25 protein-coding genes are annotated in these 25,314 nt (G+C 43.7%); 9 read left to right on the forward strand and 16 right to left on the reverse strand.

Annotated elements, in window-relative coordinates; genetic code table 11:
- Positions 1-6: 6 nt before the first annotated feature.
- The 4 genes from yidD to Q4519_RS09540 form a co-directional block, all read right to left on the reverse strand.
- Positions 7-255 (reverse strand): membrane protein insertion efficiency factor YidD, encoded by a 249-nt coding sequence (gene yidD / locus Q4519_RS09525; protein WP_232802107.1) that lies wholly within the window; start codon positions 253-255, stop codon positions 7-9.
- Complete coding sequence (rnpA, locus tag Q4519_RS09530) at positions 222-578, reverse strand: ribonuclease P protein component (RefSeq protein WP_232802106.1); 357 nt, start codon at positions 576-578, stop codon at positions 222-224. Before rnpA ends, yidD begins: the two co-directional genes overlap by 34 nt.
- A gap of 10 nt (positions 579-588) precedes the next feature.
- The gene (gene rpmH, locus Q4519_RS09535) at positions 589-723 is read right to left on the reverse strand and encodes a 50S ribosomal protein L34 (RefSeq protein WP_119910821.1); all 135 of its coding nucleotides are present in this window, start codon (positions 721-723) and stop codon (positions 589-591) included.
- A gap of 290 nt (positions 724-1,013) precedes the next feature.
- Positions 1,014-1,439, reverse strand: a complete 426-nt coding sequence (locus Q4519_RS09540) for a 3-phosphoshikimate 1-carboxyvinyltransferase (RefSeq protein WP_232802105.1) — start codon at positions 1,437-1,439, stop codon at positions 1,014-1,016.
- 225 nt (positions 1,440-1,664) lie between these two features.
- On the opposite strand from Q4519_RS09540, the gene dnaA reads away from it, so the two are divergent.
- Genes dnaA through gyrB form a run of 4 tightly spaced genes read left to right on the forward strand, consistent with a single transcriptional unit; the run spans position 1,665 to position 7,670 of the window.
- Positions 1,665-3,044, forward strand: coding sequence for a chromosomal replication initiator protein DnaA (gene dnaA / locus Q4519_RS09545; RefSeq protein WP_232802104.1), 1,380 nt, complete (start codon positions 1,665-1,667; stop codon positions 3,042-3,044).
- 13 nt (positions 3,045-3,057) lie between these two features.
- A complete protein-coding gene (gene dnaN / locus Q4519_RS09550) occupies positions 3,058-4,158 on the forward strand; it encodes a DNA polymerase III subunit beta (RefSeq protein WP_232802103.1) in 1,101 nt (366 codons plus the stop codon).
- A gap of 1 nt (position 4,159) precedes the next feature.
- On the forward strand, positions 4,160-5,236 hold the full coding sequence (recF, locus tag Q4519_RS09555) for a DNA replication/repair protein RecF (RefSeq protein WP_303511803.1): 1,077 nt from the start codon (positions 4,160-4,162) through the stop codon (positions 5,234-5,236).
- A gap of 13 nt (positions 5,237-5,249) precedes the next feature.
- Positions 5,250-7,670, forward strand: coding sequence for a DNA topoisomerase (ATP-hydrolyzing) subunit B (gene gyrB, locus Q4519_RS09560; protein WP_232802101.1), 2,421 nt, complete (start codon positions 5,250-5,252; stop codon positions 7,668-7,670).
- A 229-nt stretch (positions 7,671-7,899) separates the two neighbouring features.
- Here gyrB and Q4519_RS09565 read toward each other — a convergent pair whose 3' ends face one another.
- Entirely contained in the window at positions 7,900-9,150 is a 1,251-nt protein-coding gene (locus Q4519_RS09565) for a valine--pyruvate transaminase (protein ID WP_303511804.1), read from the reverse strand.
- Positions 9,151-9,489: 339 nt separating this feature from the next.
- Between Q4519_RS09565 and udp the strand changes: the two genes are divergently transcribed.
- Entirely contained in the window at positions 9,490-10,257 is a 768-nt protein-coding gene (udp, locus tag Q4519_RS09570) for a uridine phosphorylase (RefSeq protein WP_233054707.1), read from the forward strand.
- A 93-nt stretch (positions 10,258-10,350) separates the two neighbouring features.
- Here the strand turns inward: udp and Q4519_RS09575 are convergent, their stop codons facing one another.
- Positions 10,351-12,213 carry a TIGR00341 family protein gene (locus Q4519_RS09575; protein ID WP_303511805.1) on the reverse strand — a complete coding sequence of 621 codons (1,863 nt, stop codon included), beginning with the start codon at positions 12,211-12,213 and terminating at the stop codon, positions 10,351-10,353.
- A gap of 220 nt (positions 12,214-12,433) precedes the next feature.
- Between Q4519_RS09575 and Q4519_RS09580 the strand changes: the two genes are divergently transcribed.
- Together Q4519_RS09580 and Q4519_RS09585 are read left to right on the forward strand one after the other, a co-directional pair.
- On the forward strand, positions 12,434-13,609 hold the full coding sequence (locus Q4519_RS09580) for an exosortase/archaeosortase family protein (RefSeq protein ID WP_303511806.1): 1,176 nt from the start codon (positions 12,434-12,436) through the stop codon (positions 13,607-13,609).
- Between the two features lie 132 nt (positions 13,610-13,741).
- Complete coding sequence (locus Q4519_RS09585; protein ID WP_303511807.1) at positions 13,742-14,485, forward strand: hypothetical protein; 744 nt, start codon at positions 13,742-13,744, stop codon at positions 14,483-14,485.
- A gap of 137 nt (positions 14,486-14,622) precedes the next feature.
- Here Q4519_RS09585 and Q4519_RS09590 read toward each other — a convergent pair whose 3' ends face one another.
- The 4 genes from Q4519_RS09590 to tusA all read right to left on the reverse strand — a co-directional run bounded on the left by Q4519_RS09590 (position 14,623) and on the right by tusA (position 18,622).
- Positions 14,623-15,096, reverse strand: coding sequence for a peroxiredoxin (locus Q4519_RS09590; RefSeq protein WP_303511809.1), 474 nt, complete (start codon positions 15,094-15,096; stop codon positions 14,623-14,625).
- 152 nt (positions 15,097-15,248) lie between these two features.
- Positions 15,249-17,315, reverse strand: a complete 2,067-nt coding sequence (gene glyS, locus Q4519_RS09595; protein WP_303511811.1) for a glycine--tRNA ligase subunit beta — start codon at positions 17,313-17,315, stop codon at positions 15,249-15,251.
- Positions 17,316-17,323: 8 nt separating this feature from the next.
- Positions 17,324-18,229 (reverse strand): glycine--tRNA ligase subunit alpha, encoded by a 906-nt coding sequence (glyQ, locus tag Q4519_RS09600; protein WP_232802094.1) that lies wholly within the window; start codon positions 18,227-18,229, stop codon positions 17,324-17,326.
- A gap of 150 nt (positions 18,230-18,379) precedes the next feature.
- Positions 18,380-18,622 (reverse strand): sulfurtransferase TusA, encoded by a 243-nt coding sequence (gene tusA / locus Q4519_RS09605; RefSeq protein WP_232802093.1) that lies wholly within the window; start codon positions 18,620-18,622, stop codon positions 18,380-18,382.
- A gap of 168 nt (positions 18,623-18,790) precedes the next feature.
- Between tusA and Q4519_RS09610 the strand changes: the two genes are divergently transcribed.
- A complete protein-coding gene (locus tag Q4519_RS09610) occupies positions 18,791-18,973 on the forward strand; it encodes a hypothetical protein (RefSeq protein WP_303511813.1) in 183 nt (60 codons plus the stop codon).
- A 13-nt stretch (positions 18,974-18,986) separates the two neighbouring features.
- On the opposite strand, the gene Q4519_RS09615 is transcribed toward Q4519_RS09610, so the two are convergent.
- The 6 genes from Q4519_RS09615 to Q4519_RS09640 form a co-directional block, all read right to left on the reverse strand.
- Positions 18,987-20,216, reverse strand: coding sequence for an ABC transporter substrate-binding protein (locus Q4519_RS09615; RefSeq protein WP_303511814.1), 1,230 nt, complete (start codon positions 20,214-20,216; stop codon positions 18,987-18,989).
- On the reverse strand, positions 20,216-21,694 hold the full coding sequence (locus tag Q4519_RS09620) for an ATP-binding protein (RefSeq protein ID WP_232802090.1): 1,479 nt from the start codon (positions 21,692-21,694) through the stop codon (positions 20,216-20,218). Before Q4519_RS09620 ends, Q4519_RS09615 begins: the two co-directional genes overlap by 1 nt.
- Complete coding sequence (locus Q4519_RS09625) at positions 21,684-22,394, reverse strand: response regulator (protein ID WP_232802089.1); 711 nt, start codon at positions 22,392-22,394, stop codon at positions 21,684-21,686. Before Q4519_RS09625 ends, Q4519_RS09620 begins: the two co-directional genes overlap by 11 nt.
- A 190-nt stretch (positions 22,395-22,584) precedes the next feature.
- On the reverse strand, positions 22,585-23,238 hold the full coding sequence (locus Q4519_RS09630) for a ChrR family anti-sigma-E factor (RefSeq protein WP_303511815.1): 654 nt from the start codon (positions 23,236-23,238) through the stop codon (positions 22,585-22,587).
- Positions 23,231-23,845: a sigma-70 family RNA polymerase sigma factor gene (locus tag Q4519_RS09635; protein WP_232802087.1), complete on the reverse strand. Its 615-nt coding sequence runs from the start codon at positions 23,843-23,845 to the stop codon at positions 23,231-23,233. Before Q4519_RS09635 ends, Q4519_RS09630 begins: the two co-directional genes overlap by 8 nt.
- A 90-nt stretch (positions 23,846-23,935) precedes the next feature.
- The gene (locus Q4519_RS09640; RefSeq protein WP_232802086.1) at positions 23,936-24,511 is read right to left on the reverse strand and encodes an LON peptidase substrate-binding domain-containing protein; all 576 of its coding nucleotides are present in this window, start codon (positions 24,509-24,511) and stop codon (positions 23,936-23,938) included.
- 247 nt (positions 24,512-24,758) lie between these two features.
- On the opposite strand from Q4519_RS09640, the gene Q4519_RS09645 reads away from it, so the two are divergent.
- Positions 24,759-25,256, forward strand: coding sequence for a glutathione peroxidase (locus tag Q4519_RS09645; RefSeq protein ID WP_232802085.1), 498 nt, complete (start codon positions 24,759-24,761; stop codon positions 25,254-25,256).
- The last annotated feature ends 58 nt before the right edge of the window (positions 25,257-25,314 follow it).

Here is a 25,314-nt window from a genome sequence, read left to right on the forward strand (position 1 = left end):
ATTTAGTTAATCTCTTTTCTTAGGTTTAGGAACAGGGTCGTACCCACCAGGGTTTAAAGGATGACATTTTATAAGACGTTGGCCCGCTAACCAACAACCTTTTACCGATCCATGTATTTTAATTGCTTCAATAGCATAATGTGAGCAAGTGGGATGAAAACGACAGCGTGGGCCGAGTAAAGGACTAATAAGTACTTGGTAAGATTTTATTAAGCCAATGGCTAACCATTGCAACGGCGAACTATTCTTTGCCATAGTTTACCTAGAAGTTTTGCTAATTCCTCATTACTGAGGTCACCTGAACCACCTTTTGCGATGACGACTAAGTCGACGGCGGGCAATTGATGTTGACGAGTACGAAAGCTTTCTCTAACCACACGACGAATACGATTTCTACCCACAGCACGTTTGATGTGTTTTTTCGGTATAGCAAGACCAAGTCTAGGATGGGTAAGACCATTAGGTTTAGCAAGTATTGTAATATGAGGAGATGAGGCTGGAATGGGGTCTTTGAAGACGTTTTTGAATTGTTCGGGAGTTAACAAACGTAACTCCCGATCGAACGATAATTTAATCACGTCTGACTAATTATGCGCTCAGGCGCGTGCGGCCTTTAGCACGACGACGAGCTACAACTTGACGACCGCCTTTGGTCGCTTTGCGAGCACGAAAGCCGTGAGAACGCTTACGCTTAAGATTGCTTGGTTGAAAAGTACGTTTCATGGTTCTTTCCGTTATCAGTTAACTGTACAGTTGGCTTTCGTTCATAATGCTGTGAATGACATTATGGCAGTTGGCCTCAAAAAAGAGGGCGAATTCTATACCTTGAAATGAATCAAGTCAATTTAAATGCCGTCGTGTTGTGCAATTTTTATCCTAAGATAAAGCGCACGTTTCAGATTGGTGCCTAATAAAAGGTTATAAACTGAAAGTGCGCAGGATTATATAGAGATTTATTGAATTAGCAAGGATCTGAGAAGATCACAGCGTTTAAATTTTGCACTTAAACTCGATCAATTGAGAAAGCTGGTTTTAAACCAACCCCAGACGCCGAAAGAAAAGCCCGGTATGAGATCTATGCCTGCCGCTGATTTAAGTAAATAAAGGATCAATACACCTAATCCGGCACAAAAACACAAAAATAAACTGAGCAAACCGGCTTGGATCAAGCGTGAAATGTTTCTCTCGCGACGGGTAAGATCACGACGGTTACGGCCGGCCAAAAATACATAATAATAACGCCAGCGCAAAAATTTAACGGTGCCGCGAAAATCAATTTTATGCTCACCCCAACTGCGTGCGCCCAAAGCTACTTTCAAGTGGATCAATTGCTCTTCACTAAAACTATCATGAAGATCCTCAGGCAGTCGCTCGAATAGGTTTCGGACAAAAGGATCTTGTTTGATCGAACCTTTAATCGTGTTGGTTTTAGGTTCCATCTTACTGAATCCTCAAGGTTAATATTTTTCAATCATAGTCAGGCTAGGGCTTGGCGTAAATATAATTCATTTAATCAGCACATTTTGCACGCTTAGACCGAAATTTAATCTACCGCAATCTGTTTTTGTCAAGGAGCAAATTTGTCAATATGGTGATATAAAGCCTAGAGAAATCGGGCTTAGCAGGATAAAATGTGCGACCGTTTTTTTGTTTTGGAGTGATCTGTGTCTTCTTCCGTTTGGCAAAACTGCCTAGCTAGATTAAAGGATGAATTGCCGGCTACAGAATTCAGCATGTGGATCCGCCCACTACAGACCGAGCTGAAAGATAATGTTTTAACCTTTTACGCACCAAACAGATTTGTACTGGACTGGGTGCGGGATAAATATCTTAACCACTTCACTTCTTTGTTAGCTGAGTTTTGTGCTAATGAAATGCCAATTTTAAAATTTGAGGTGGGTTGTAAGCCAGTTATTGTTGAAACCAAAGCGACAGAAAAACCAGAACAAGCTGTTTCGTTTAGCAACAGCAGTGATAAAACCCCTTGGGAACGAGAGCCTAAAGCCAAGCCTGAGATATTTCATCGCAGTAACATCAACTTAAACTATACCTTTGATAACTTTGTTGAGGGTAAATCAAACCAACTCGGCCGAGCGGCCGCACGCCAAGTAGCTGAAAATCCGGGTGGCTCGTACAATCCACTGTTTTTGTATGGCGGCAGTGGTTTAGGCAAAACGCATTTGTTACATGCGGTGGGTAATGGTATCCGCGAGCACAAAAAAGACGCTAAAGTGATTTACATGCACTCAGAGCGCTTTGTGCAAGACATGGTCAAGGCACTGCAAAGTAATGCCATCGAAGAATTTAAACGCTATTACCGTAGCGTGGATGCCTTATTGATCGATGACATTCAATTTTTTGCCAACAAAGAGCGCTCTCAAGAAGAATTCTTTCATACTTTCAATGCCTTACTCGAAGGTAATCAACAAATAATCTTAACCAGCGACCGTTATCCGAAAGAAATAGATGGCGTTGAAGACCGCTTAAAATCGCGTTTTGGTTGGGGCTTAACGGTGGCTATCGAGCCGCCAGAGCTCGAAACCCGTGTCGCAATCTTAAAGCGCAAAGCGGCAGAGCATAACTTTGATTTGCCAGATGAAAGTGCATTCTTTATCGCCAAACGTCTGCGCTCAAATGTGCGTGAGCTGGAAGGCGCATTAAACCGCGTGCGGGCCAATGCTGATTTCACAGGTCGCACAGCAACTATTGATTTTGTCCGCGAAGCGTTGCGTGATTTATTGGCACTGCAAGAAAAGTTAGTGACTATCGACAACATTCAAAAAACCGTGGCGGAATATTACAAGATCAAAATGGCAGACTTATTGTCGAAGCGCCGTAGCCGAAGCGTGGCTCGTCCACGTCAAATCGCAATGGCGCTGGCAAAAGAGCTAACCAACCACAGCTTACCTGAAATTGGTGATGCCTTTGGTGGTCGCGACCATACGACTGTACTTCATGCTTGTCGTAAAATTTTGCAGTTACGTGAAGAAAGCCACGATATAAAAGAAGATTACTCTAACCTGATTAGAACCTTGTCATCGTAAAGGAAAGGCGACCATGCATTTTTCTATAAACAGAGAAGCCTTGCTAAGGCCACTACAACTTGTGACTGGCGCATTAGGCAGTCGTCCCACGCTACCTATTTTAGGTAACGTACTGATTGAGGTAAGTGATAATTTACTTTCATTAACGGGCACGGACTTGGAAGTAGAGTTGATCGGTCAAATGCCCTTAGAAGGTGATATTGAGCCTGGACGTACAACGGTACCCGCGCGCAAGCTACTCGATATTTGTCGCGGTTTACCAGATCAATCAGATATTCGTTTAGCGTTAGAAAACGATAAGGTCATTTTACGTTCGGGTAGAAGTCGCTACACCTTATCTTCATTGCCTGCGAATGATTTTCCCAATATTGAATCTTGGCAGAGTATTGTTGAGTTTAGTTTGCCGCAAAGTCAGATGCGTCGCTTAATTGAAAGCACGCAGTTTTCCATGGCCAGCCAAGATGTACGTTACTACCTAAACGGCATGTATTTTGAAACCGATGGCCACGAGCTAAAAAGTGTCGCAACCGATGGTCATCGCTTAGCCATGTGCAGTGTTCAGCTTGAGCAGCCATTACAGAACCAATCGATCATTGTGCCACGCAAAGGGGTATTAGAGCTGATTCGTTTGTTAGACAATGACGATCAGGCACTGCAAATTCAAATTGGTAGTAATAATATTCGGGCTATTACCGCTGGGTTTACCTTCACTTGTAAATTAGTTGATGGTCGCTTCCCTGATTATCGTCGCGTGGTTCCTGATAATGGCGATAAAATTCTTTCATCGGGTCGTGAAGAGCTTAAGCAAGCATTTGCCCGTGCCGCTATTCTCTCGAATGAAAAGTTCCGTGGTGTGCGTTTAACGCTGTCTGAGAACTTATTAAAAATTACCGCAAACAATCCTGAGCGTGAAGAAGCAGAAGAAATATTGGATGTTAGCTTTCCTAGTCACGAATTAGAGATCGGCTTTAACGTTAGCTATGTGCTGGATGTACTAAATACGCTAAAATGTGAGCGGATTAAGATCATCATGCGTGATGCAAATAGTAGTGCCTTGATTGAAGCCGATGAGTCTTCTGACGCTATGTATGTTGTGATGCCAATGCGCTTATAACATGGCCATTACTCAGGTTAATTTAAGCCATTTTCGAAATATTAAAGAGGCCAGTTTAAAACCTGACTTAGGCGTGAACTTATTACTGGGTAATAATGGCAGTGGCAAAACCAGCATCTTGGAAGCGATCCATTTTTTGGGATTAGGGCGGTCATTTCGCTCCCATCTCACCAAACGGATCGTACAGCATGAGCAAGATGCATTTACTTTATTTGCGCGCTTTCAACACGATGATCAAACCTTACCTCTGGGTTTGAGAAAGTCTCGTACTGGTGATACAGAGTTAAAAATTAATGGTCAACGCGCCGATAAACTCGCGCAATTGGCAGAACTGCTACCGCTACAATTAATCCACCCAGAAGGCTATAGCTTACTAACGGGTGGACCTAAGGGGCGGCGTAGTTTTATAGATTGGGGAGTGTTCCATGTGGAACCTTCTTTTTTCCCGCAGTGGTTAAGAGTGAAGCGTTTATTAAAACAGCGCAATGCGGCGTTAAAAACCGCACGCTCTTATCGGGATATTGGATTTTGGGACAACGAACTGGGTGAGCGTGCTTTACACATTACTCAGCTTAGACGCGATTATCTTAAGCGACTTGAAATAGAAATATTGAATACGGCAAAGGATTTTCTGCCTGAATTTGAGTTCAGTATTGAGTTTTTTCAAGGCTGGGATAAAAGCCGAGATTTGCTGGAGTACATGCAGCAAAACTTTGAACGAGACCGAGCTCTTGGATATACCAGCATAGGGCCGCAAAAAGCGGACTTACGCGTTAAGGTTGACGGAGTGCCGGTTGCAGACGTGTTGTCTCGAGGTCAGTTAAAATTATTGGTTTGTGCCCTTAGGCTTGCCCAAGGCAAATTCCAAAATGGGGTTGGTTCAACAAAATGTATTTTCTTGATTGATGACTTTGCGTCTGAGTTGGACCGAGAAAAACGTATACCCCTGGCAAAACATATTGCCGAATCCGGCGCTCAAGTGTTCATCACTGCAATTGAAAAAGAGCAGATAGAAGAATTATTTGGGCAACAAATTAAAGTGTTCCACGTGGAACACGGAAACGTTTCAGAGCAATAAGTGAGATCTTGGTATGTCAGAGAACTCTTACGACTCGTCGAGTATTAAGGTGTTAAAAGGGCTGGATGCGGTAAGAAAGCGTCCGGGCATGTATATCGGTGATACCGATGATGGTTCAGGTTTGCACCACATGGTATTCGAGGTGGTTGATAACTCAATCGATGAAGCCTTGGCCGGTCATTGTAAAGACATTGTGGTTACCATCCACCTTGATGGTTCGGTGTCAGTAAAAGACGATGGCCGTGGTATCCCAGTTGATATCCACGAGGAAGAGGGGGTATCAGCCGCTGAAGTTATCATGACGGTACTTCATGCTGGTGGTAAGTTTGATGACAACTCATATAAAGTATCCGGTGGTTTACACGGGGTAGGTGTGTCAGTTGTAAACGCACTGTCAGATAAGTTACGCATTAAAATTAAACGCCATGGTCGTGTCCATGAGCAAATTTATCACTTAGGTGTACCTGAAGCGCCATTAGAAGCAAAAGGTGAAACTGATAGTACAGGTACCGAAATTCGTTTCTGGCCAAGCCCAAGTGTGTTTGCAGACATTGAGTACCATTACGATATTCTGGCAAAGCGTTTACGCGAGCTATCGTTCTTAAACTCGGGCGTTTCAATTATTTTGCGCGATGAGCGTGAAGCAGACAAACAAGATCACTTCTGTTATGAAGGTGGTGTTAAAGCATTTGTTGAATACCTGAATAAAAACAAAAACCCCGTTCACGAAAAAGTATTCCATTTTTGTCATGAGCGTGAAGACGGTATTTCAGTTGAAGTATCAATGCAGTGGAATGATGGTTTCCAAGAAAATATTTTTTGTTTTACCAACAACATTCCACAGCGCGATGGTGGTTCTCACTTAGCGGGTTTCCGTGGCGCACTGACGCGTACACTGAACAATTACATGGAAAAAGAAGGCTACAACAAAAAAGGGAAAACCAGTGCTAGCGGTGATGACGCTCGTGAAGGTTTAACCGCTGTTGTGTCGGTTAAAGTTCCGGATCCAAAGTTCTCTTCACAAACTAAAGATAAATTAGTTTCATCAGAAGTGAAACCTGCGGTAGAGCAAACCATGGGAGAGAAACTATCTGAGTTTCTATTAGAGAACCCAGGTGATGCGAAAACGGTGGTTAACAAGATTGTTGACGCTGCCCGTGCTCGTGAAGCCGCCCGTAAAGCACGTGAAATGACTCGTCGTAAAGGCGCGTTAGATATTGCAGGACTACCCGGTAAGCTGGCCGACTGTTCTGAAAAAGATCCTGCTCTTTCTGAACTATATATAGTGGAGGGTGACTCTGCTGGTGGTAGTGCTAAGCAGGGACGTGATCGTAAAACTCAAGCTATTCTACCGTTAAAAGGTAAAATCCTTAACGTAGAGAAAGCACGTTTTGACAAGATGCTATCTTCACAAGAAGTTGCAACTCTTATCACTGCGATGGGCTGTGGTATCGGCCGTGATGAATATAACCCTGATAAAACACGTTATCATCGCATTGTTATCATGACCGATGCCGACGTCGATGGTTCGCATATTCGTACGCTGCTGTTGACCTTCTTCTATCGTCAAATGCCTGAAATTATCGAGCGTGGTTATATTTATATTGCACAGCCACCTCTTTATAAAGTGAAAAAAGGTAAGCAAGAAACCTACGTTAAAGACGAAGGCGCGCTGCAAACTTACCTCACAGGCATGGCATTGGATAACGCAAGTTTACATGTTAATGAGCAAGCTCCGCCGATCAGTAACGAAAACTTAGAAAAAATTGTTACTCAATATCGTAACGTAGATAGCATGATTCAACGTTTCTCGCGTCTATATCCTATCGTTACCATGGATAAGCTAGTGTATTCAGAGCCGCTAACCGTAGCTGATTTAGCGGAAGAAGAAAGAGTAGAATCTTGGGTTAGCTTGATTATCGATGAGCTAAACGATGAAGAAACCAGTGGTGCTATTTACAGTCATAAAGTAGTTAAAGATGCAGAGAATGACGTTTTTATTCCTGTCATCACCATACGTTTACATGGTCTTGATACTGACTATGCATTCGGTTATGACTTCTTCTCGTCAAGTGAATATAAGCAGATCACTAGTTTAGGCCAAACCTTATCTAACCTATTAGAAGAAGGTGCATACGTTAAACGTGGTGAGCGGGTGCAACCAGTCTCGACATTTGAAGAAGCGTTAGCATGGCTAATGAAAGAATCAAAACGTGGCCTGTATGTGCAACGCTATAAAGGTCTAGGTGAGATGAACCCTGAGCAACTTTGGGAAACCACCATGGATCCAGAAAACCGTCGCATGCTTCAAGTTCGTATTGAAGATGCAGTGGGTGCCGACCAATTGTTTACCACCTTGATGGGTGATCAAGTTGAACCTCGTCGTGCATTTATTGAAGCGAATGCGATGAAAGTTGCTAACTTAGACGTTTAAACTAAGTCTATATTGTTCTTGTCTCTTAGTGGGGCAAGAGTCGTAAAGCAGCAAAGAAGCCAGTCAGTTATTGTCTGGCTTTTTTTGTATCTACTGTTTCACGTGAAACAGTAGACAAAAAACTATATTTTTTGATGATAAATTTCGCTCCCTCAAGGCCAAAGTTTGGAGTCGGAACTGAACTTATTCTGCGAACAAAGCGGGTGATACGCTAACTAAGTTAGCCATTCTATTCCGCATAAATAGCATTAATTTCCGCCGCGATAATCGCAATACCTTTTTCTACATCTTCTGTTTTTTGTGAATAATTCATGCGAATACACTCATGTGTATGCTGCCATTCTTGTTCTAAACCAGGGAAAAAATAATGGCCAGGAACGATTAATACGCCTTTTTGCTTTAATCTTTGATATAGCTCCTCACAAGTTATTGGCAGGTCCTTAAACCATAACCAGAGAAAAATCGCCCCTTCTGGTTTATGAATTCGAAAACCGGGAACGGTTATTTGTTCTTGCAAGAGTTTTACTGCGTGCATCGCGCGTTGTTGGTAAAAAGGTTTAACTATGTTTTCGCTTATCGAGATAATGCTCTTATCTTGGATAAAGGGCAGAGCTAGTTCTGGACCAATACTTCCTGGCGATAGGGCGATAATACCTGATAGGTTAGAGAGGGCAGTAATGGTCTCTTCTTTTGCCACCACTATGCCGCAACGCGCGCCGGGTAAGCCAAGTTTTGATAGGCTTAAACAGAGAATGATATTGTCATTCCAAATCGGAGTGACATCTTCAAAAATAATGTTTGGGAAAGGCGTGCCATAAGCGTTGTCAATGATAAGTGGAATGTCCTTAGCTTTGGCTATTGCATCCAACTTTTTTAACTCTTCGTCTGTAACAACATTACCTGTTGGGTTAGTTGGTCTAGAAACACACATTAGGCCAATATCATCACCGACCTCTAAATGCTCAAAGTCGACGTGGTATTTAAATAGGCCATCGTCTAACTCCTCAATACTGGGTTTTGCTGCTACAAATACTTCGTCATCTAATGTTGCATCGGCATAACCGATATATTCGGGAGCCAATGGGAACAGTACTTTTTTGTGGCTGCCATCGCTGTACTTACCCGCAAACAAATTAAACAAATAGAAAAAGGCATTCTGGCTGCCGTTGGTAAGGGCGATATTTTTACTGCTGATATCCCAGCCATATAAATCTTTGAATAGCTCGGCGAGGGCGCTTAGAAATGTATCTTTACCTTGTGGTCCATCATAATTGCCTAGGGCGTCAATTAAGGCGCCTGATTCATTGAGTTCCGTTAGCTTCTGCTTAAACAGGGTTTCAACCTCTGGAATCGATGCAGGGTTACCGCCTCCTAGCATCAGAATGTCGTCACCACCTCGTATCCCTTCATTGAGATCATCCATCAGTTGTGTGATGCCAGAGTGGCGGGTGAACTTGTTACCAAAAGATGAGAAAGACATATATTGAACCTACCGGAAAGGGAGTTATTACCGAAAAATCATGAGTGCAGAAGATAGCGGAAATAGCATTAGAAGTCATGTCGATTGTGTTCCACGTGAAACAAACGGAGCCATTGAAGCAGGCAATAGAACTCGCTCTTCGAAACATGTTTCACGTGGAACATTAGAGGGGCTTCAGCTGAGCTATCGAATCTCGCTTTCATAATAGCTCTTAGCAACATATTTGGTTCACATGTGAAATATATAAATCATTAGCAAGGAATTTGTGATCGGGCAGACAATTGCACTAGGCTCATTTAAGTAAATTTATATTTTGAACATATGTCTTGGAGAGAGACCATGAGCACACAGAATGTATTCCATTTAGGTATCAATGCCGCCGATATTGAAGGGGCAACATTAGCGATTATTCCGGGTGATCCTGCGCGAGTAGAGCGTATTGCGAATTTAATGGATGAGCCAAAATTTTTAGCCTCCCATCGTGAATATACAGTTTTCCTAGCCAAGCTTGATGGTCATAGTGTGGTGGTTTGCTCGACAGGTATTGGTGGTCCATCAACGTCTATTGCCGTTGAAGAGCTGGCTCAGATCGGTGTACGTACTTTCTTGCGTATTGGCACAACCGGTGCGATTCAGCCGCATATTAATGTGGGTGACGTGATTGTAACCAGTGGTGCGGTGCGCTTAGATGGCGCGAGCTCGCACTTTGCCCCAATGGAGTTTCCAGCGGTTCCTGACTTCAATGTCGCAACGGCGATGGTTGCGGCAGCAAAAGCCTCGGGTGCTGATGTTCATGTCGGTGTCACGGCATCCAGTGACACTTTCTACCCAGGTCAAGAGCGCTACGACACTTTCTCTGGTCGCGTAGTTAAGCGTTTCCAAGGCTCAATGGCTGAGTGGCAACAAATGGGTGTACTAAACTTCGAAATGGAGTCAGCTACATTATTTACCATGTGTGCCAGCCAAGGGTTGAAGTCGGGTTGTGTTGCGGGGGTTATTATTAATCGAACCCAGCAAGAAATACCTGATGAGTCATTGATGAAAGGGACTGAGCATCGTGCAATTAGTGTGGTAGTCGACGCAGCACGTCGGTTACTTACGGAGTAGTTTTAGCTTAGACGTTTAGGTCTGTGAGAGAGCAAGAGCGACTAATTTAGTCGCTCTTTTTTTATGGCGTGATTATTCTACCCTGACTTGTACTTACTCGCGGCGGATCACTACCTGCGCTTCCATAATGACATCACGATTCAATTTACCCTCTACGACATCTTTGATGGTATCTAAGCCTGCGCCAGTTAATGCCGCAGGTGTAACAATTTGTAAAGAAAGCTCGATAGGCTCATTCGCTCGCGCTTGAATATGGCGCAGTATCACTGAGCCAATTTCCTTTCCTTCCAAAGCTTGTACTATTTTCGCTTCCTCCGATAAGCGCATAAAACTAAACACCAAAGGAATGCTGACGATGGCTACTGCTAATAGGGCGATACTTAGCCCTTTCTTTGCTCGGGTAAAGGGAGCAAAGCCCAAAGTAAGAAATGTTAAAGAGGCGGCAAATACAATGCCGGCTAAGTTAGTTAAAAACAGTAGTAGCGCCCCCCAGGCGACATGCCAATCTAACCAACCTAAACCTATTCCCGTCACTGCTAATGGTGGTACCAAGGCGACGGCAATGGCGACGCCTGCGAGGCTTTTCGCAGCATCAATTCGTGCATGGGCATAAGCACCAGCTATGCCTGATATCACGGCCACACCCAAATCGAGTAAGTTAGGGCTGAGACGCGCCGCTATTTCTGCGGTAACCACCTCCATCGGCATAATAAAACTGGCAAAGGATGAAAACAGTAACGCCATAAATAGGCCTGTCGCTAATGTTCTTAAGCTACACACGAGTAAGCTGGGATCTTGTCGTGTCATTGCCATTGCCAGAGAAATAATCGGCGCCATTAGTGGTGCTAGGATCATAGCGCCAATAATCACCGGTGCCGAGCTGGCATATAAACCAATACTGGCGAGGAGGGTTGATAGTACCATTAAAGTTAAAAACGCTGGTGAAGCTGTCGCATTTTCGCGTAATAGTTGGTAAAGGTCTTTAAACTCTTCTGGCGCTGCGTGAGCGATCAGAGACAAAGGTTTGGCTGCCATCGCGGTAATGGCCTCGCCAGCGGGTAGGCGTGACACTTTACGTTGCTCTTTGCTGCTCTGGGCATTGTCAGATATGGGCAATGATTCACCCACTAGCAGACTTAAACAGCGTGGTTCGGTGTCGATAACCAGCTGTTCTGCTGTCATGCTACGGCCGTCAATTTCATAATCGAGCTGCTGATTATTGCTAATGGTAAGGGTCTTAGTTTTAACCAAACCGAGAAAATCGGGTTGCTTCATCACACGGTTAAATGACGACTTAATAAAGAAACTCAATATTTCCATCACACTGCGCGGCGCTAAAATCATGGTATGAAGCATGCCATCATTGATATGGCTATCGGGTAATATGTTACGAGATAGCATAGAGCCATGGGCATGTTCGACGACAACGACACCAACTGCCGCGGTAGTAAAGGTGCTGTCATTAGCAGTTGAAAAACTTAAGCGTTTTGGTAGGAAGTTATTAACATGACGAATGTTGTCCCATGCTTTATTTAACCGCTCCTGCCACACATGGCTTTGTCCTCCCGGTCGTAAACTAAAGCCATGACCAAGTACCACTGAGCTTAATACTATTTCGTTATTACAGCGCAGCACATCAACTTTTTGTTCTTTAGCTTGCTCGGCTGCCTTAATCGCTTTTTCTAAATTGCTTTCTAGACAAAAGCCTCGCCGTGCATAACTGGCATTTGGGTGAGGTAAAATGGCTAAGTGCCAGCCTCCCATTAGCGCGGCATTTATGATGTTGGGAACTTGCTCATCGCTAATATACACGTAAACACGGCTTTCAGGATTAAATTGAGCGGGATCGTGCGCTGTCCATGCTTTAGGTAATACGCCGTCGCTAAATAATGGCAGTACTTTATCGGTAATGTCGTCTCTGTCGTCGACATCAAATAATAAGAAATTGTCTGACATAAAGGGCCTTAACTGTTAAATTGTTAACTGATATATCCATTGCAGTGTCTTGCTGATGTGGTTGCAATCAGTTTAAGGTATCTATCTGTTTACATGTTAATATGCCTGCTAAGTTAACAATTACAGGAGTGTTCGCACCCTTTCAGAGTTTCTATTCAATAATGATTAAATATCGCAATTGTTTCAAGATTATTGAGTTTGGTGCCTCTTAGGTCACACGATGAAAACTTACCTACTACAACTTAGCTTTTGCCTTTTTATGGTCTTTATTATATTGAAATTGCCCATATCACAGCCCGCTATTGATGATTTTTGTTTGCTCTTAGCCACCGTGACAGCTGAGATGTTGGGGATAATTGACTCGAATGTTCGTCAAAATGGGAGTGTCTATTATTGGAAAGATTATCGTCATGCCATCGATGTTACAAAGGAATGTAGTGCCTTAATGTTTTTGGGGACGGCGGTAGCTGCAATTTTAGCTTTTCCTGTTACTTGGCAAAAGCGCGTATTTGGAATAATTTTAGCTATTGTAGTTATAGAGGGTGCTAACATCTTACGCTTAGTCGTTCTTCTGTATGGGCTGGTTATTTTAGATAGGCCGCTTTTTAACATCCTACACTATCAAGTTTTACCATTCCTGCTGGGGCTAGTAACAACCCTCTTTTTTCTTCTTTGGGCAAACAGGCAGACAGCAACTTCTGAACTCACCAAAGGAAAACCGCTGCATTCTTTAATGCCACCAATAAAGAAATGCCTAATTTGGTTTGTTCCAATAGTTTTATTTTGGCAATTTTTGGCTGGCAGTGTTGTCATTCCAGCTGCGATGAGTGTGAATGAAGTATGGATTGAGTTTAATTACAAAGATATACAAGCTCAAGTTGTAAAAAATCAACAAAATGAGTGGGGAGTTTCTAGTCGCTTATTTAAAGCTGAGTATCCTTACTTGCATAATAGTTATCAACCAGAACTCAAGCTAACGGATTTTGCTTATCAACCCCTTGGTGTCACTATGGCATTCACCCTAGGTTTACCTATTTACTGGCTCTTGATTTTTATGTTTGCAAGTCGCAGGTTGAAAGCGTTATTTTGGGGAACTGCTGTACTTTGTGTAGGGGTTACTATAAACACATGCGTATCTAGTTACTATATAATGTCGCAACTACTGGCAAGTTCTGAATTGCTGAGGGTGTTGTTACCAAGTGGGCATGTTTATGTACCTTCTTTCGCTGGTGATTGGACTCTTTTTGTTATTCGGCCCTTTCGGGATGTAAGTAATTTCTTATGTGTGCTAATCCTACCAGTACTACTATTCTTGGCTTTTTGCCGTGAAAAAACTGGAAGTCTCAACAATGGGAGTGAGGAAGAAAAACTCCCGATTCCTGTGTTGCCTGATTGAGTTGTTCAATTACAGTTTTTCGGTCATAAATAGCCGAATAATAGCCTCACATTCAATAGATCTTTGCTCGCTTAATATTAGACTGAAAACTTGACATAGGGGGCGTGAAAATTGCATTCTTGCAGCTTCAAAATGTATAAAGGTATTAATATGTTAAAGTACTCCTTCCTTCTCTCATGCTTTTGCATAACTAACCTTCAAGCTGCTGAAGTCGTGTTATATTTTGATTCAGGCTATGTTGATACAGCTGAAGAGGCGGCCAATCTACAAGCATCATTGGTTAATAATGGTGATACCGTTACTACCCTTACTGGTACCTCAGGGGTTTTTGCCGCTGCGCTGGTAGGTAAAGATATGCTTGTTTTCCCTGAGCAACAGAATGGGAATTTAATTACTGCACTTGATGCTCCAACTCAGACCAGTATTTTTAATTTTGTTCATGGAGGAGGAATAATGGTGGTGCATGGGGGATCGACTCCAAAAGACGTTAATTTAATTAATGGCCTTTTCGGTTATTCATTAACAACGAATGGCTCGGCATCAGGCTCTAGCACCCTTAGTGCAGTGGCTTCAGCGGGAGATTTCAAGGGGGCTCCTGCATCTTTAGATAATTTGAGTGCGACAACTCGTGTGGCAAAAGCCACGATTGCAGCAATTCCTAATAGTACCGTTGTTTATGAAGCTGATGCTACTTATGCGACGGTTTTCTCGGTGAACATTGGTTCTGGCAAACTTATATTTATGGGATGGGATTGGTATGATGCCGCCCCTCAAGGTAGTGCTGGTGGTAGCTGGCTATCTACTTATGAATTTGTGTCAAAGAAAATAGCGGTTCCAGCGCCTGTGAGCGGATCTGCATCTGGCCTAACTTGGTAATGGATGGAATATCTACTTTTCTGGGTTTGTAAAAGTCGAAAAGGCATTCTTTTGAATGCCTTTGACATTTTATCCAACCGGCAATAATTGCTTTTTACTTCTTAACCTCGTTTTATGCAAACACAAGCTACTTATTCTTATAGCAATTCTAACATGGTTTCAGCACTTGATTCGCCGAACGTTTTTTCGGGCTCCACGTTTAGGTGAGTTACGACACCATCTTTTACGATCATCGCGTAACGTGAAGAGCGGTAACCACCAAAGCTGCCGGTTTCTTTACCTAAGCCAATGGCTTTGGTAAAGCTAGCATCGCCATCAGCGAGCATGATCAGTTCATTGGCATTTTGCATCTCGCCCCACGCTTGCATCACAAACGCATCGTTTACCGATAAACAAATAATGCTATCAACGCCTTTGGCTTTAATTTGATCCGCCAATACTACGTAGCCCGGTAAGTGAGATTCTGAACAAGTAGGGGTAAATGCACCAGGTACAGCAAAAAGTACGACTGTTTTATTAGCAAATAGGTCAGCAGTGGTTGTGTTTTCCATGCCCTCGTAAGTTAATACAGAAAAAGTTGCTTCAGGTAGTTTATCGCCAACGTTAATCATGGTGTGTCCTTATTTTATAGAGAGAATGCGCGCTATCCGCGTTTTGAAAATACGTTATCACTATAGCGCTAAATGATGACATAAAAAAACCCGATACGATGATCGGGTTTTAGTCACTATGATCGCGTCAGGTAATCAACCTTAGGTTGTTATCAGCCTTGTAATAGTGAAATATCAGCAATCTGCAAGAACAAGCCGCGTAGCTGGGTTAACAGTGCTAAACGGTTTTGTTTCAGAGCTTCATCGTCAGCCATGACCATTACCGAGTCGAAGAAGGCATCTACGCTTTCGCGTAAGCCTGCTAGTTCAGTTAGGGCAGCTTGGTAGTCACCTTTGGCAAACAAAGGTGCTAGCGCAACGCTAAGCTCGGCTACTTGGCTAGCCAGTGCTTGTTCAGCGGCTTCTTGTAACAACTCAGTGTTTACTTTGCCGTCAGCGGGCGCGTTATTTTTCGCTAAAATGTTACCCACTCGCTTGTTCGCCGCGGCCAGTGCAGCAGCTGCGTCTAGGCTGCGGAAGTGACTCACAGCTTTAACACGCTTGTCAAAATCGGCAGGCTTAGTTGGGCGGTTCGCAAGCACGGCTTGGATCACGTCAACTTCAACACCGGCTTCTTGATACCAAGCGCGGAAACGACCTAAAACAAAATCAACCACTTCAACAGCGACATTTTGATTGCTTAGCTTGTCACCGTATAGCTTAGCGCTGGCATCTACTAGGTCATTAAGATCCAGTGGTAGGTCTTTTTCTACGATAATACGTAATACACCAATCGCTGCGCGACGCAGGGCAAACGGGTCTTTGTCACCTTTTGGCGTTTGACCGATACCGAAGATACCGACCAGCGAATCAAGCTTATCAGCCAGTGCTACTGCACAAGCAATTAATGAGTTAGGTAGTTGGTCGCCAGAGAAGCGCGGCATATATTGCTCATTAAGCGCTTGTGCTACTTCGTTGGCTTCGCCATCGTGTTTTGCGTAGTACATGCCCATCACGCCCTGTACGTCAGGGAACTCCATAACCATCTCGGTCATTAGGTCGGTTTTTGACAGTAAACCAGCACGTTGTGCATGTTGGCTATTAGCACCAATTTTTTCAGCGATAAACTGCGCCAAATCAGCAATGCGCTCTGACTTCTCTTTTAACGTACCTAGCTGCTGTTGGAACAACACGGTTGAAAGTGAATCTAAACGGCTTGCAAGGGTCTTTTTCTTATCGGTATGAAAGAAGAATTCAGCATCTGCTAAGCGTGGACGAACCACTTTCTCATTACCTTCTACCACTTGTTTCGGATCGCGGCTAACGATGTTAGAAACAAAGATAAAGCGGGGCATCAGCTTGCCGTCTTTATCTAATACTGGGAAGTATTTCTGGTTGTCTTTCATGGTTGAGATCAGCGCTTCAGACGGCACGTCTAAGAACTTCTCTTCAAATGAACCAACCATGGTCACCGGCCATTCCACCAGCGAGTTTACTTCTTCCAGTAAATCTTCATCGATATCGGCAACACCATTTTCATGGGCGGCAACGGCATCAACTTGTTCGCGTATGGCATCTTTACGACGTTGGTAATCAACGATTACCTTACCTTTCATGTCCAATAGGTTTTCGTATTCATCGGCATGATTGATGGTCATTTCGCCTTCACCTAAGAAACGATGACCACGAATAGTACGATCGGATGCCACACCTAATAGTTCACCTTGAATTAATTCACTGCCGTACAACATGGTTACTGTGTGTACTGGGCGAATAAATTGCGTGGTTTTTGCACCCCAACGCATTGGTTTTGGGATTGGCAGTTTAGCTAAGGCACTGGCTGCAAATGCTGGGATCAGCTCCGATACTGGCTGACCTTTCACTTCTGCTTTGTGCAGTAACCATTCGCCTTTGTCAGTGACTAAGCGTTCGGCTTGCTCAACGCTAATGCCGTTTGAGCGCGCCCAACCTTGTGCTGCTTTAGTTGGGTTACCGTCAGCATCAAATGCGCCACTTACTGCTGGGCCACGTTTTTCAACAATTTTGTCTGCTTGCGCTGCTTGTAGTTGGCTAACCACTAAGGCTAAACGACGAGGTGAGGCTAACCAGCGTACCCCTTGGTGCGTTAATTCAGCGTTGCTTAACTCGGTTTCAAAGTTAGCAGCAAAGGCTTCGGCCAGTTTGCGTAGTGATTTTGGTGGTAACTCTTCGGTACCAATTTCAATTAATAGATTTTCCATGTTGTCCTCTACGCCTTGTCTTTACAAAGTGGGAAGCCAAGGGCTTCACGCGCTGCGTAATATGCTTCTGCTACCGCTTTTGATAGGGTGCGCACGCGTAAAATGTAGCGCTGACGTTCGGTGACCGAGATCGCGTGGCGAGCATCTAGCAAGTTGAAGTAGTGAGAGGCTTTCATCACTTTTTCATAGGCGGGTAAAGGCAGGCCTTTTTCGATTAATTCGTGACTTTCTTTTTCACACTGGTCGAAGGCAGCAAATAGCGCATCAACATCAGCGTGCTCAAAGTTGAAAGTAGATTGCTCAACTTCGTTTTGATGGAAAATGTCACCGTAGGTTACGCGACCCATTGGGCCATCAGCCCATACTAAGTCATATACGCTGTCGACGCCTTGTACGTACATGGCAAGACGCTCTAAGCCGTAAGTTATTTCACCGGTCACAGGTGAACACTCAAGGCCACCTACTTGCTGGAAGTAAGTAAATTGAGTCACTTCCATGCCGTTTAGCCAAATTTCCCAGCCTAAGCCCCAAGCGCCTAGGGTTGGCGATTCCCAGTTATCTTCAACAAAGCGAATATCATGAATAGAAGGGTCGATGCCGATCGCTTCTAATGAGTCTAGGTATAGCTCTTGAATATTATCTGGCGATGGCTTCAGTACTACTTGAAATTGGTAGTAGTGTTGCAGACGGTTTGGGTTCTCACCGTAACGGCCATCGGTAGGACGGCGACATGGCTGCACATACGCACTGCTCATTGGCTCAGGGCCAATTGAACGTAAAAACGTTAACGGGTGGAAAGTACCTGCACCCACTTCCATGTCGAGTGGCTGTGCAATTACACAGCCTTGGCGTGCCCAATAATCTTGCAACGCAAGGATCAGGCCTTGAAAGGTCTTGATATCGAATTTTTGCATATTGGCTTAGCTGCTTTTCTTAAAAAAATACGCGCAAGTATAACTTTTATGGCGTCGGGTTTATAGAGCGATTATTGTTCTATCCCCTTGAGAGCGGTATTTCTTTGAGTGAATCACAGATTGCAGCATGATCCTTGATTAAAAAGAGAACTATCCCTTTTTGATCAAGTAGCGATACGGTTGATTTTCCGTTTCACTGGCCACTAAAGCATGATCCATAAAGCGACAAAAACTGGGAATATCGCGCGTAGTAGAGGGGTCGTCCGCGATCACCAGCAAGGTTTCGCCTGTGGTGAGTTTACGCACGGTTTTTCTGATCATCATTACAGGCTCAGGGCAACGTAGGCCGATGGCGTCTAATTGATGATCTGCTTGTTGAAATATATCGCTCATTTTACTGCTTTTTATACTATAAAACGGTGGTTTATTCACCAGTTTTGAAATGATTACGTTGCTTATGGGTTATTTTTAGTCTTGCCTGCTTATTTTTAATTTGCGCAACTTTTGTGCAAAAAAGCCATTAGACTTAATAGGGAGCAGCATATCACTAAGGAGGCCGATATGTTACAGCAAATTATGCGATTAAACCTGTATTCTGGTTTGGGCTTTTTTGCCTTCGCGATGATAGTGCTAAACAGCCCTATAGGGAACACTGCCACTTGGCTAACCAGTTTAATTTTAATTGGTATCGGCTTTTGGATTGAATTGGGTGACGACTTTCAGGAAGACGACCAAGATAATTAACCTGCTAGATTTGTTATGACTGAGTGGCGACTATTGCCACCATCAGCTGCTGGGCTGCTTTTTCAGGGGTGATCTTAGGGTTGTTGAAAAAGTGGCTAACCACATCCACTATGGCATTTTGGGTTAATCCTGTATTGGCCATACCTTGAGCTAACGATGGTAATAAAGTTAGCTGGCTAAAGTCTTTTATATCTTGTTGTGAGCAAGCATCAAACAGTGCTGGGTTGATGTCTTGGCGTGCCGGAATTGAGCCTTTTATTTGGTTAAATTTAACCTGTAATTCTTTGCCTGAAATACTTTTGGCAAGGGCGGTTTGCGCTTGCTGGTTATCGGGTTGTTGATGTTTTTTGAAAAATACAAAGGTATCGATGTTATAAGCAAAGGTGTCTTGAGTACCAGGCGCGGGAACGCAGTAATAATCTTCATTGGGTCTTTGTTGTTGTAAGCTCAGCTCTCCTTTTACCCAGTTACCCATCACTTGCATTGCCGCTTGCTTTGCTATCAATAATTGGGTGTTTTGGTCCCAGTTTCGGTCGATAGCTTGAGCATCTACTAGGTTTCTTAAGGCTCGAAACTGTTCAAATACCGCGACTAATTTAGCTGATTGAAAACTACTAGGATCATGCTGAACAAAAATGGCACGGTACAAGTCTGGGCCTAGCACCGAGATAGCAACCGATTCAAACAATAACGTATCTTGCCAAGGCTGTAAGCCATGAGCAAAGCCAATATAACCGGCTGCTTCGATGATTTTTGCGGTGTTAATAAACTCGGCCCAAGTGGTTGGTGGCGTTAACTTGAGCTCGTCAAAAATAGCCTTATTAAGCCACAGCATATTGACCCGGTGAATGTTAAATGGCACTGCGACAAAACTATCTTGGTAGCGCAAATAGTCTAATACTGTTGGCGAGTAAAGGGTCGACCAGTGTTGCTCTTTGGCTAAGTCATCTAGGGGCAATAAAAAGCGCAACGAGGCCCATTCTTGTATTTCTGGCCCTTTAATTTGTGCGCTGGCGGGAGGGTTGCCGGATACTGCCCGTGTGCGCAACACGGTCATGGCACTGTCGCCACCGCCACCGGTAACGGCAAAATCTCGCCACTGATGGCCTTGATCGACTAATGATTGCTTAATTAAATTTAGGGCTTTGGTTTCACTGTCTGAAGTCCACCAATGTAATACCTCGACATTGCCGGCATAGCTTAATGGGCAAAGTAATCCTAACAATAGGCACAGGCGTTTCATTATAACTCCGAGTAATGACTGCGAGGCAGGCGTAACTTTATTAGTAAACCGCCATCACTGGCGTTGGTGAGTTCAATATCACCGCAATGAGCATGCACAATATTGCGCACTATGCCTAAGCCTAAACCATAGCCAGGCTCTTCGCTGTGTAAGCGCACATAAGGGCTAAAAATGCGCTCAAGCTCTTGCTCAGGAATACCTGGGCCTTGATCTTGAATGGTGATATGTAAATTATCGCCTATGTCCATTAGGGTGATCACCGCTTTATTACCATATTTGATAGCATTGTCGACTAGATTGGTCAGGCAGCGTTTTAAGCCTAGTGGTTTACCACGATAGGGAGCCACATAATGGCCGATTATTTTAGTTTGCTCAGGGTAAATTTCACATACTTGGTGGACCAGTTTTAAGATATCAATTTCGGTTATGTTTTCATGAATATCAGTATCTTTTACCGTTTGCAGCGCCCCCTTCACCATTAGTTCTAATTCATCTAAATCGGTATTAAATTTCTCGATTTTTGCTTCATCATCGAGCAATTCAGCGCGCAGGCGCAATCGAGTAATCGGGGTTTTTAAGTCATGAGAGATAGCGCTAAATAACGATTCTCGATCAGCAATATAGCGCTGCAGCTTTTGTTGCATGTTATTAAAGGCGCGAGTGGCGGTTAGCAACTCTAACGCGCCTTCTTCTTTTAATGGCGCTTGGTGTAAGTCGATACTCATATCAGAAGCGGCGCGGGCCAATCGAGCCAGAGGCCGTGTTTGCCACTGAAACAGTGAAAAAGTAAACAACAACAAAAAGATAGTGGTTAAGATGATGGTAGTGAGTTGTGGGCTGGGGATCAGGTCTTTTTGCTCGACGATATAAGGGGGTGGCATCAGCGCCGCTAAATATAGCCATTCGTTACTGGATAGTTCAATTTGCAGCACCAAAATAGGTAAGTTGAGTTTACTGGTGAGTAGTGAGTAACTGGCCCAAGACGGTGGTAAATCGGTTAGTAAGGTGTCGTTATTCAGCACCTTGAGTTCATTTGGCCGCGAAAACTCTATTTTTATCGGATAACTTGGCCCTAACTTATGCCGTAAAATTTCGTCCATCTTATTTATGACTAAGGTTTTTTGTGGCGAGTCGGCGATTGGGTTGATGATAATTTCTTCGCTATTTAACGACACAAAAAATCGCGACCCGCCCATATTTCGCAGTTGGTCTAGCACGATGTGACGAAATTCGAGGGGTAATTTTTTAAAGAAACTGGCCGTGCTCGCTGCGCTATTGGCCAACTGTTCGGCGTTGCTTTGCAGGGCGGTGTTCTCTTGCGTAGTGAATAAATTAACCCAAATAAAACTACTAATACCTTGGGCTAACGCCACGGAAAAAATGATGATGATCACCATTCGGTTAAGCAGTGACTTAGGCCAAAGGCTAAGCCATAAATTGCGCCAAAGCTGGGCAATTTGGTGGGAACTAGCCTTCATGTTTCACTTCTGCTATCAGCACATAGCCGGCGCCACGGATGGTTTTTATTAGTTTTGGACTTTTGCCGTTGTCCCCTAAGCGTTGGCGTAGCCGACTGAGTTGTACATCAATGCCACGCTCCATCGGCAGTGCTTCGCGGCCGCGGGTGGCATCAGAAATAGTATCGCGATCGAGTATTTGATTGGGGTGTTGTAAAAACAGCATCAGCAGGTTGTAGTCGGCACCCGATAGCTCCAACTCTTCTTTGTCTTGGCTTGTTAAGCTACGCTTTAATGTATCAAGCCGCCAATTAGCAAAATGAATATAACGTGAACCACTGCTGGCACTAAACTGCGCACGTCGCAGCAGGGCTTTAATACGGGCCAGTAACTCACGGGGGCTGAAAGGTTTCGCGATATAATCATCGGCACCAATTTCTAACCCAATCACTCGATCTGTTTCGTCTGAGCTAGCGGTGAGCATGATGATCGGCACGTTAGAATCACGGCGAATTTTTTGGCATAGGGTAAAGCCATCATCTCCGGGCATCATAATGTCGAGAATAATAAGATCGGGCACCATCTCATTTAAACGCTGAAACATTTCGATGCCTTCAGCGGCAGTGGTTACGGCAAACCCTGCTTTTGCGAGGTATTGTTGCAGTAATTCACGTATTTCAGTGTCGTCATCAACAATTAAGATTTGTTTGGCGCTGTTCATATTATCGCTAGTCGTTATTGGCTAAATAGGCTTGAATGAGTTAATTGAAGCCTTGCTAAGGATAAAAAGCAATAACCAGAGTGTGTTAGTGTGGGATGGCTCGGCTAGGTTGGTTTTATATGATGTTAATTTGAGTTAGTAATGCTCATTATTAAGCAACATCAACCTAGCCAATAGTTGTTTGGATGGTTTAGTACAAAAAACGCCCAATAGGATTAAGCAGTTTGCTCACACCAGAGGTAAAATGCAGCGGTGCATTGGACACGGTATAACACAAACAACCTTCAGCCGTATAAGGACTATGTTGATGCTCACCATTTAAGATAATAAAGTCACCTTTTTCATAGCGACCCGACTCATCTTCAAAACAGCCATCCAAAAGTAGAGTTAACTCATATCCCTTATGGGTATGGTGTGGTATCGCGCTGTCTTCGCCTATTTGCAGCAAGCTAGCATGAACTTCACCTTCTTCAAGGGGAAGCCGGGCTCGTTGAATATTACCTAGGCCGCTCCATTTACTATCCGCAAACTTATTCAAAGCGTGCGGTAAAGTATAAACTTTTTGCTCCACTTTTATTGTAGTGGCCGTTTTAACCGGCGCTGGCTGGTGGGTAACAGGCTCTGCCGTGATGTTCGCCATCATGGCAGAAAAATCTTCGCTAGCAGATAAATCAAGCTCTTCGTTAAATTCTTCATCTGCTAAAGCTTGGGTCATTTTTGCTGCAATGGCTTTACAGTGCGGACATAAGTCTAAGTGAATACTCACCGCGATTGAAAGAGAAGCGGGTAACTCACCAGCGGTAAACGCTTGAATCATGGTAGATTCTGGATGATGTTTAATCATTATGCTGCTCCATTTGTTCTTTCAACTTTTCTAACCCCAAGCGTAGTCGGGACTTAATTGTGCCTAAGGGCACTTTTAAGTGTTCAGCAAGCTCCTGATGGGTCATCTCTTTTAAATAAATCGCCTCGACCACTTCTTTTTGTTTTGCCGGTAAGGTATCCAGCCCTTGAATTAGCTGAGCACGCATTAAGTGGTCGTCCTCATGGTCCGGCTCAGCGTCGGCCTCTTCGTATAATGGCCACAGGTCATCACTTAAATTATCTTCTTTGTTATGCTTTATTTTTCTAAGCATATCAAAGCTATAGTTACGCATAATGGTAAATATCCAAGTGGACGCCTTGCCTTTGTCAGGGCTGTAGAGCTGGGCTTTGCGCCAGACTAAGCTCATGGTTTCTTGCACTAAATCCATTGCCAACGCTTCTTGTCGAAATTGTTTTAAGCCAAATGCTTTAATCTTGGGTGCAAAAAAGGCAAACAATTTGGCAAATGCGGCCTTGTCCTGATCCCTTGCAACGGCAAGCAAGTGCTGATTCAGCTCAGGCTGAATATCGAGGTTTGGGTCTGGCTTTTTAATGTTGGCATCCGCTAACTGACTAGTTTGATACATGATTTTATGCTCTTAGCTGATGATGTAAAGCTGCAACGGTGCAAACTGATAAGTACAAGCAGCACCCACTAGAAAACCAATACGCCATTGTTAATGGCTTAGATCATTTTGTTGCAATAAAACATCGTCAATGAGCTGTAACAAGCCTTCAAATTTCAGTTGCATAAATAGGTTCTGCTTTTTTTGTGCTGGCATTGGCAGTAGTTCTAGCCAGCGCTGACAGACCCAAGTTAAGTCTTGCAGTGGTTGCTGTAAATCTTGTTGCTGATATAGGGTGTGGTCACGCAATAACTTGGCAAGACTGTCGGCAACAAATTGGTGCTCTTTACTCACTTTTCTGGGCGGCCAGTTTTCTAGTAGCGTTACTTTTCCTTGGCGTAATCCATCCTTATCGGTTGTGAAGTTGTCAATGCAAAAGCGGTCTTTCCCTTCAATGGAAATACTGAGGGTGCCGTCTTCGAAGCGATCGAAATCAAATATTTCAACGCGGGTTCCTGCTTGCATCAGTTGTTGCTGAGCGACATCCGCAAAACTACATAAGCCAAATCCGGTTTGGTTTTTTAACGATTCAGACACCATACGCTGGTAACGTGGTTCAAAAATCCGTAACTGGGTTTTCCCGCCAGGTAAAAGAAAGACTGGCAGTGGAAATAAGGCTAATTTCATCTTGTGGTTCCTATTGCGTATTCGTCGGTTATTACGTAGTGGCTCAGCAATGTGATCAGCTTCTCGAGTTGAAAGTTTTATCCTACTTCCGTCTTTGTGCTAACACTGATCCTAATAAGTGGTAAATTCGTTCTATCATTCAGTGAGATAAGCTTTCTCTTGAGTTTAATATAAGAGAAAGCTCAAATTTAATGGGGAGAGCATCGTGAAGTTATTAAACCAAATATTGCTTATAGGAAGTCTTGTCATGAGCACAACAGCTGGGGCGCAGTGCCTCGATTTTTTAAATGTGTCAAAAGAAAAGTTAAATTCAGACGAGCAGATTAACTTGTGTGAGCTTACTCAAGGCAAAACCGTTCTGATCGTGAATACCGCCAGTAAGTGTGGCTTTACCCCGCAGTTCACAGAGTTAGAGCAGTTGCATCAAAAATATAAAGAGCAAGGCTTAGTGGTGCTTGGCTTTCCTTCCGATGACTTTTTCCAAGAGAATAAAGAAGAAGAGGACACCGCTAAGGTTTGTTACATCAATTATGGTGTGACCTTTAATATGTTTGCTCCGGTGTCGGTTCGAGGTAAAAATGCCGATCCTATTTTTCAGCACCTAGCTAAGCAATCGGCTTCGCCGAAGTGGAACTTTTATAAGTATCTAGTCAGTGCCGATGGCAGAGAAGTGAAACACTTTACCAGTACCACTAAGCCAAGTAGTGATAGTTTTCAGCAGGCATTAAAATCTATGTTGAAGTAACGTAGGAGTAATTACACCATTAATTTAAGATTATGGTTAAAATGATGTTTTAAAGTAG

Source organism: Motilimonas sp. 1_MG-2023 (genome assembly GCF_030547455.1).
GTDB lineage: Bacteria > Pseudomonadota > Gammaproteobacteria > Enterobacterales > CBDFNC01 > Motilimonas.

Bases quoted from the DNA above. Each gene is read 5' to 3' on its own strand.
- glyS (WP_303511811.1), bottom strand. From the start codon at position 17,315: ATGGAAAATCTATTAATTGAAATTGGTACCGAAGAGTTACCACCAAAA.
- Q4519_RS09580 (WP_303511806.1), top strand. From the start codon at position 12,434: ATGAAAACTTACCTACTACAACTTAGCTTTTGCCTTTTTATGGTCTTT.
- gyrB (WP_232802101.1), top strand. From the start codon at position 5,250: ATGTCAGAGAACTCTTACGACTCGTCGAGTATTAAGGTGTTAAAAGGG.
- glyQ (WP_232802094.1), bottom strand. From the start codon at position 18,229: ATGCAAAAATTCGATATCAAGACCTTTCAAGGCCTGATCCTTGCGTTG.
- Q4519_RS09575 (WP_303511805.1), bottom strand. From the start codon at position 12,213: ATGTCAGACAATTTCTTATTATTTGATGTCGACGACAGAGACGACATT.
- rpmH (WP_119910821.1), bottom strand. From the start codon at position 723: ATGAAACGTACTTTTCAACCAAGCAATCTTAAGCGTAAGCGTTCTCAC.
- Q4519_RS09540 (WP_232802105.1), bottom strand. From the start codon at position 1,439: ATGGAACCTAAAACCAACACGATTAAAGGTTCGATCAAACAAGATCCT.
- recF (WP_303511803.1), top strand. From the start codon at position 4,160: ATGGCCATTACTCAGGTTAATTTAAGCCATTTTCGAAATATTAAAGAG.
- Q4519_RS09615 (WP_303511814.1), bottom strand. From the start codon at position 20,216: ATGAAACGCCTGTGCCTATTGTTAGGATTACTTTGCCCATTAAGCTAT.
- tusA (WP_232802093.1), bottom strand. From the start codon at position 18,622: ATGAGCGATATATTTCAACAAGCAGATCATCAATTAGACGCCATCGGC.
- Q4519_RS09585 (WP_303511807.1), top strand. From the start codon at position 13,742: ATGTATAAAGGTATTAATATGTTAAAGTACTCCTTCCTTCTCTCATGC.
- udp (WP_233054707.1), top strand. From the start codon at position 9,490: ATGAGCACACAGAATGTATTCCATTTAGGTATCAATGCCGCCGATATT.
- Q4519_RS09565 (WP_303511804.1), bottom strand. From the start codon at position 9,150: ATGTCTTTCTCATCTTTTGGTAACAAGTTCACCCGCCACTCTGGCATC.
- Q4519_RS09635 (WP_232802087.1), bottom strand. From the start codon at position 23,845: ATGTATCAAACTAGTCAGTTAGCGGATGCCAACATTAAAAAGCCAGAC.
- Q4519_RS09640 (WP_232802086.1), bottom strand. From the start codon at position 24,511: ATGAAATTAGCCTTATTTCCACTGCCAGTCTTTCTTTTACCTGGCGGG.
- Q4519_RS09630 (WP_303511815.1), bottom strand. From the start codon at position 23,238: ATGATTAAACATCATCCAGAATCTACCATGATTCAAGCGTTTACCGCT.
- Q4519_RS09645 (WP_232802085.1), top strand. From the start codon at position 24,759: ATGAGCACAACAGCTGGGGCGCAGTGCCTCGATTTTTTAAATGTGTCA.
- Q4519_RS09590 (WP_303511809.1), bottom strand. From the start codon at position 15,096: ATGATTAACGTTGGCGATAAACTACCTGAAGCAACTTTTTCTGTATTA.
- Q4519_RS09610 (WP_303511813.1), top strand. From the start codon at position 18,791: ATGTTACAGCAAATTATGCGATTAAACCTGTATTCTGGTTTGGGCTTT.
- Q4519_RS09620 (WP_232802090.1), bottom strand. From the start codon at position 21,694: ATGAAGGCTAGTTCCCACCAAATTGCCCAGCTTTGGCGCAATTTATGG.
- dnaN (WP_232802103.1), top strand. From the start codon at position 3,058: ATGCATTTTTCTATAAACAGAGAAGCCTTGCTAAGGCCACTACAACTT.
- Q4519_RS09625 (WP_232802089.1), bottom strand. From the start codon at position 22,394: ATGAACAGCGCCAAACAAATCTTAATTGTTGATGACGACACTGAAATA.
- yidD (WP_232802107.1), bottom strand. From the start codon at position 255: ATGGCAAAGAATAGTTCGCCGTTGCAATGGTTAGCCATTGGCTTAATA.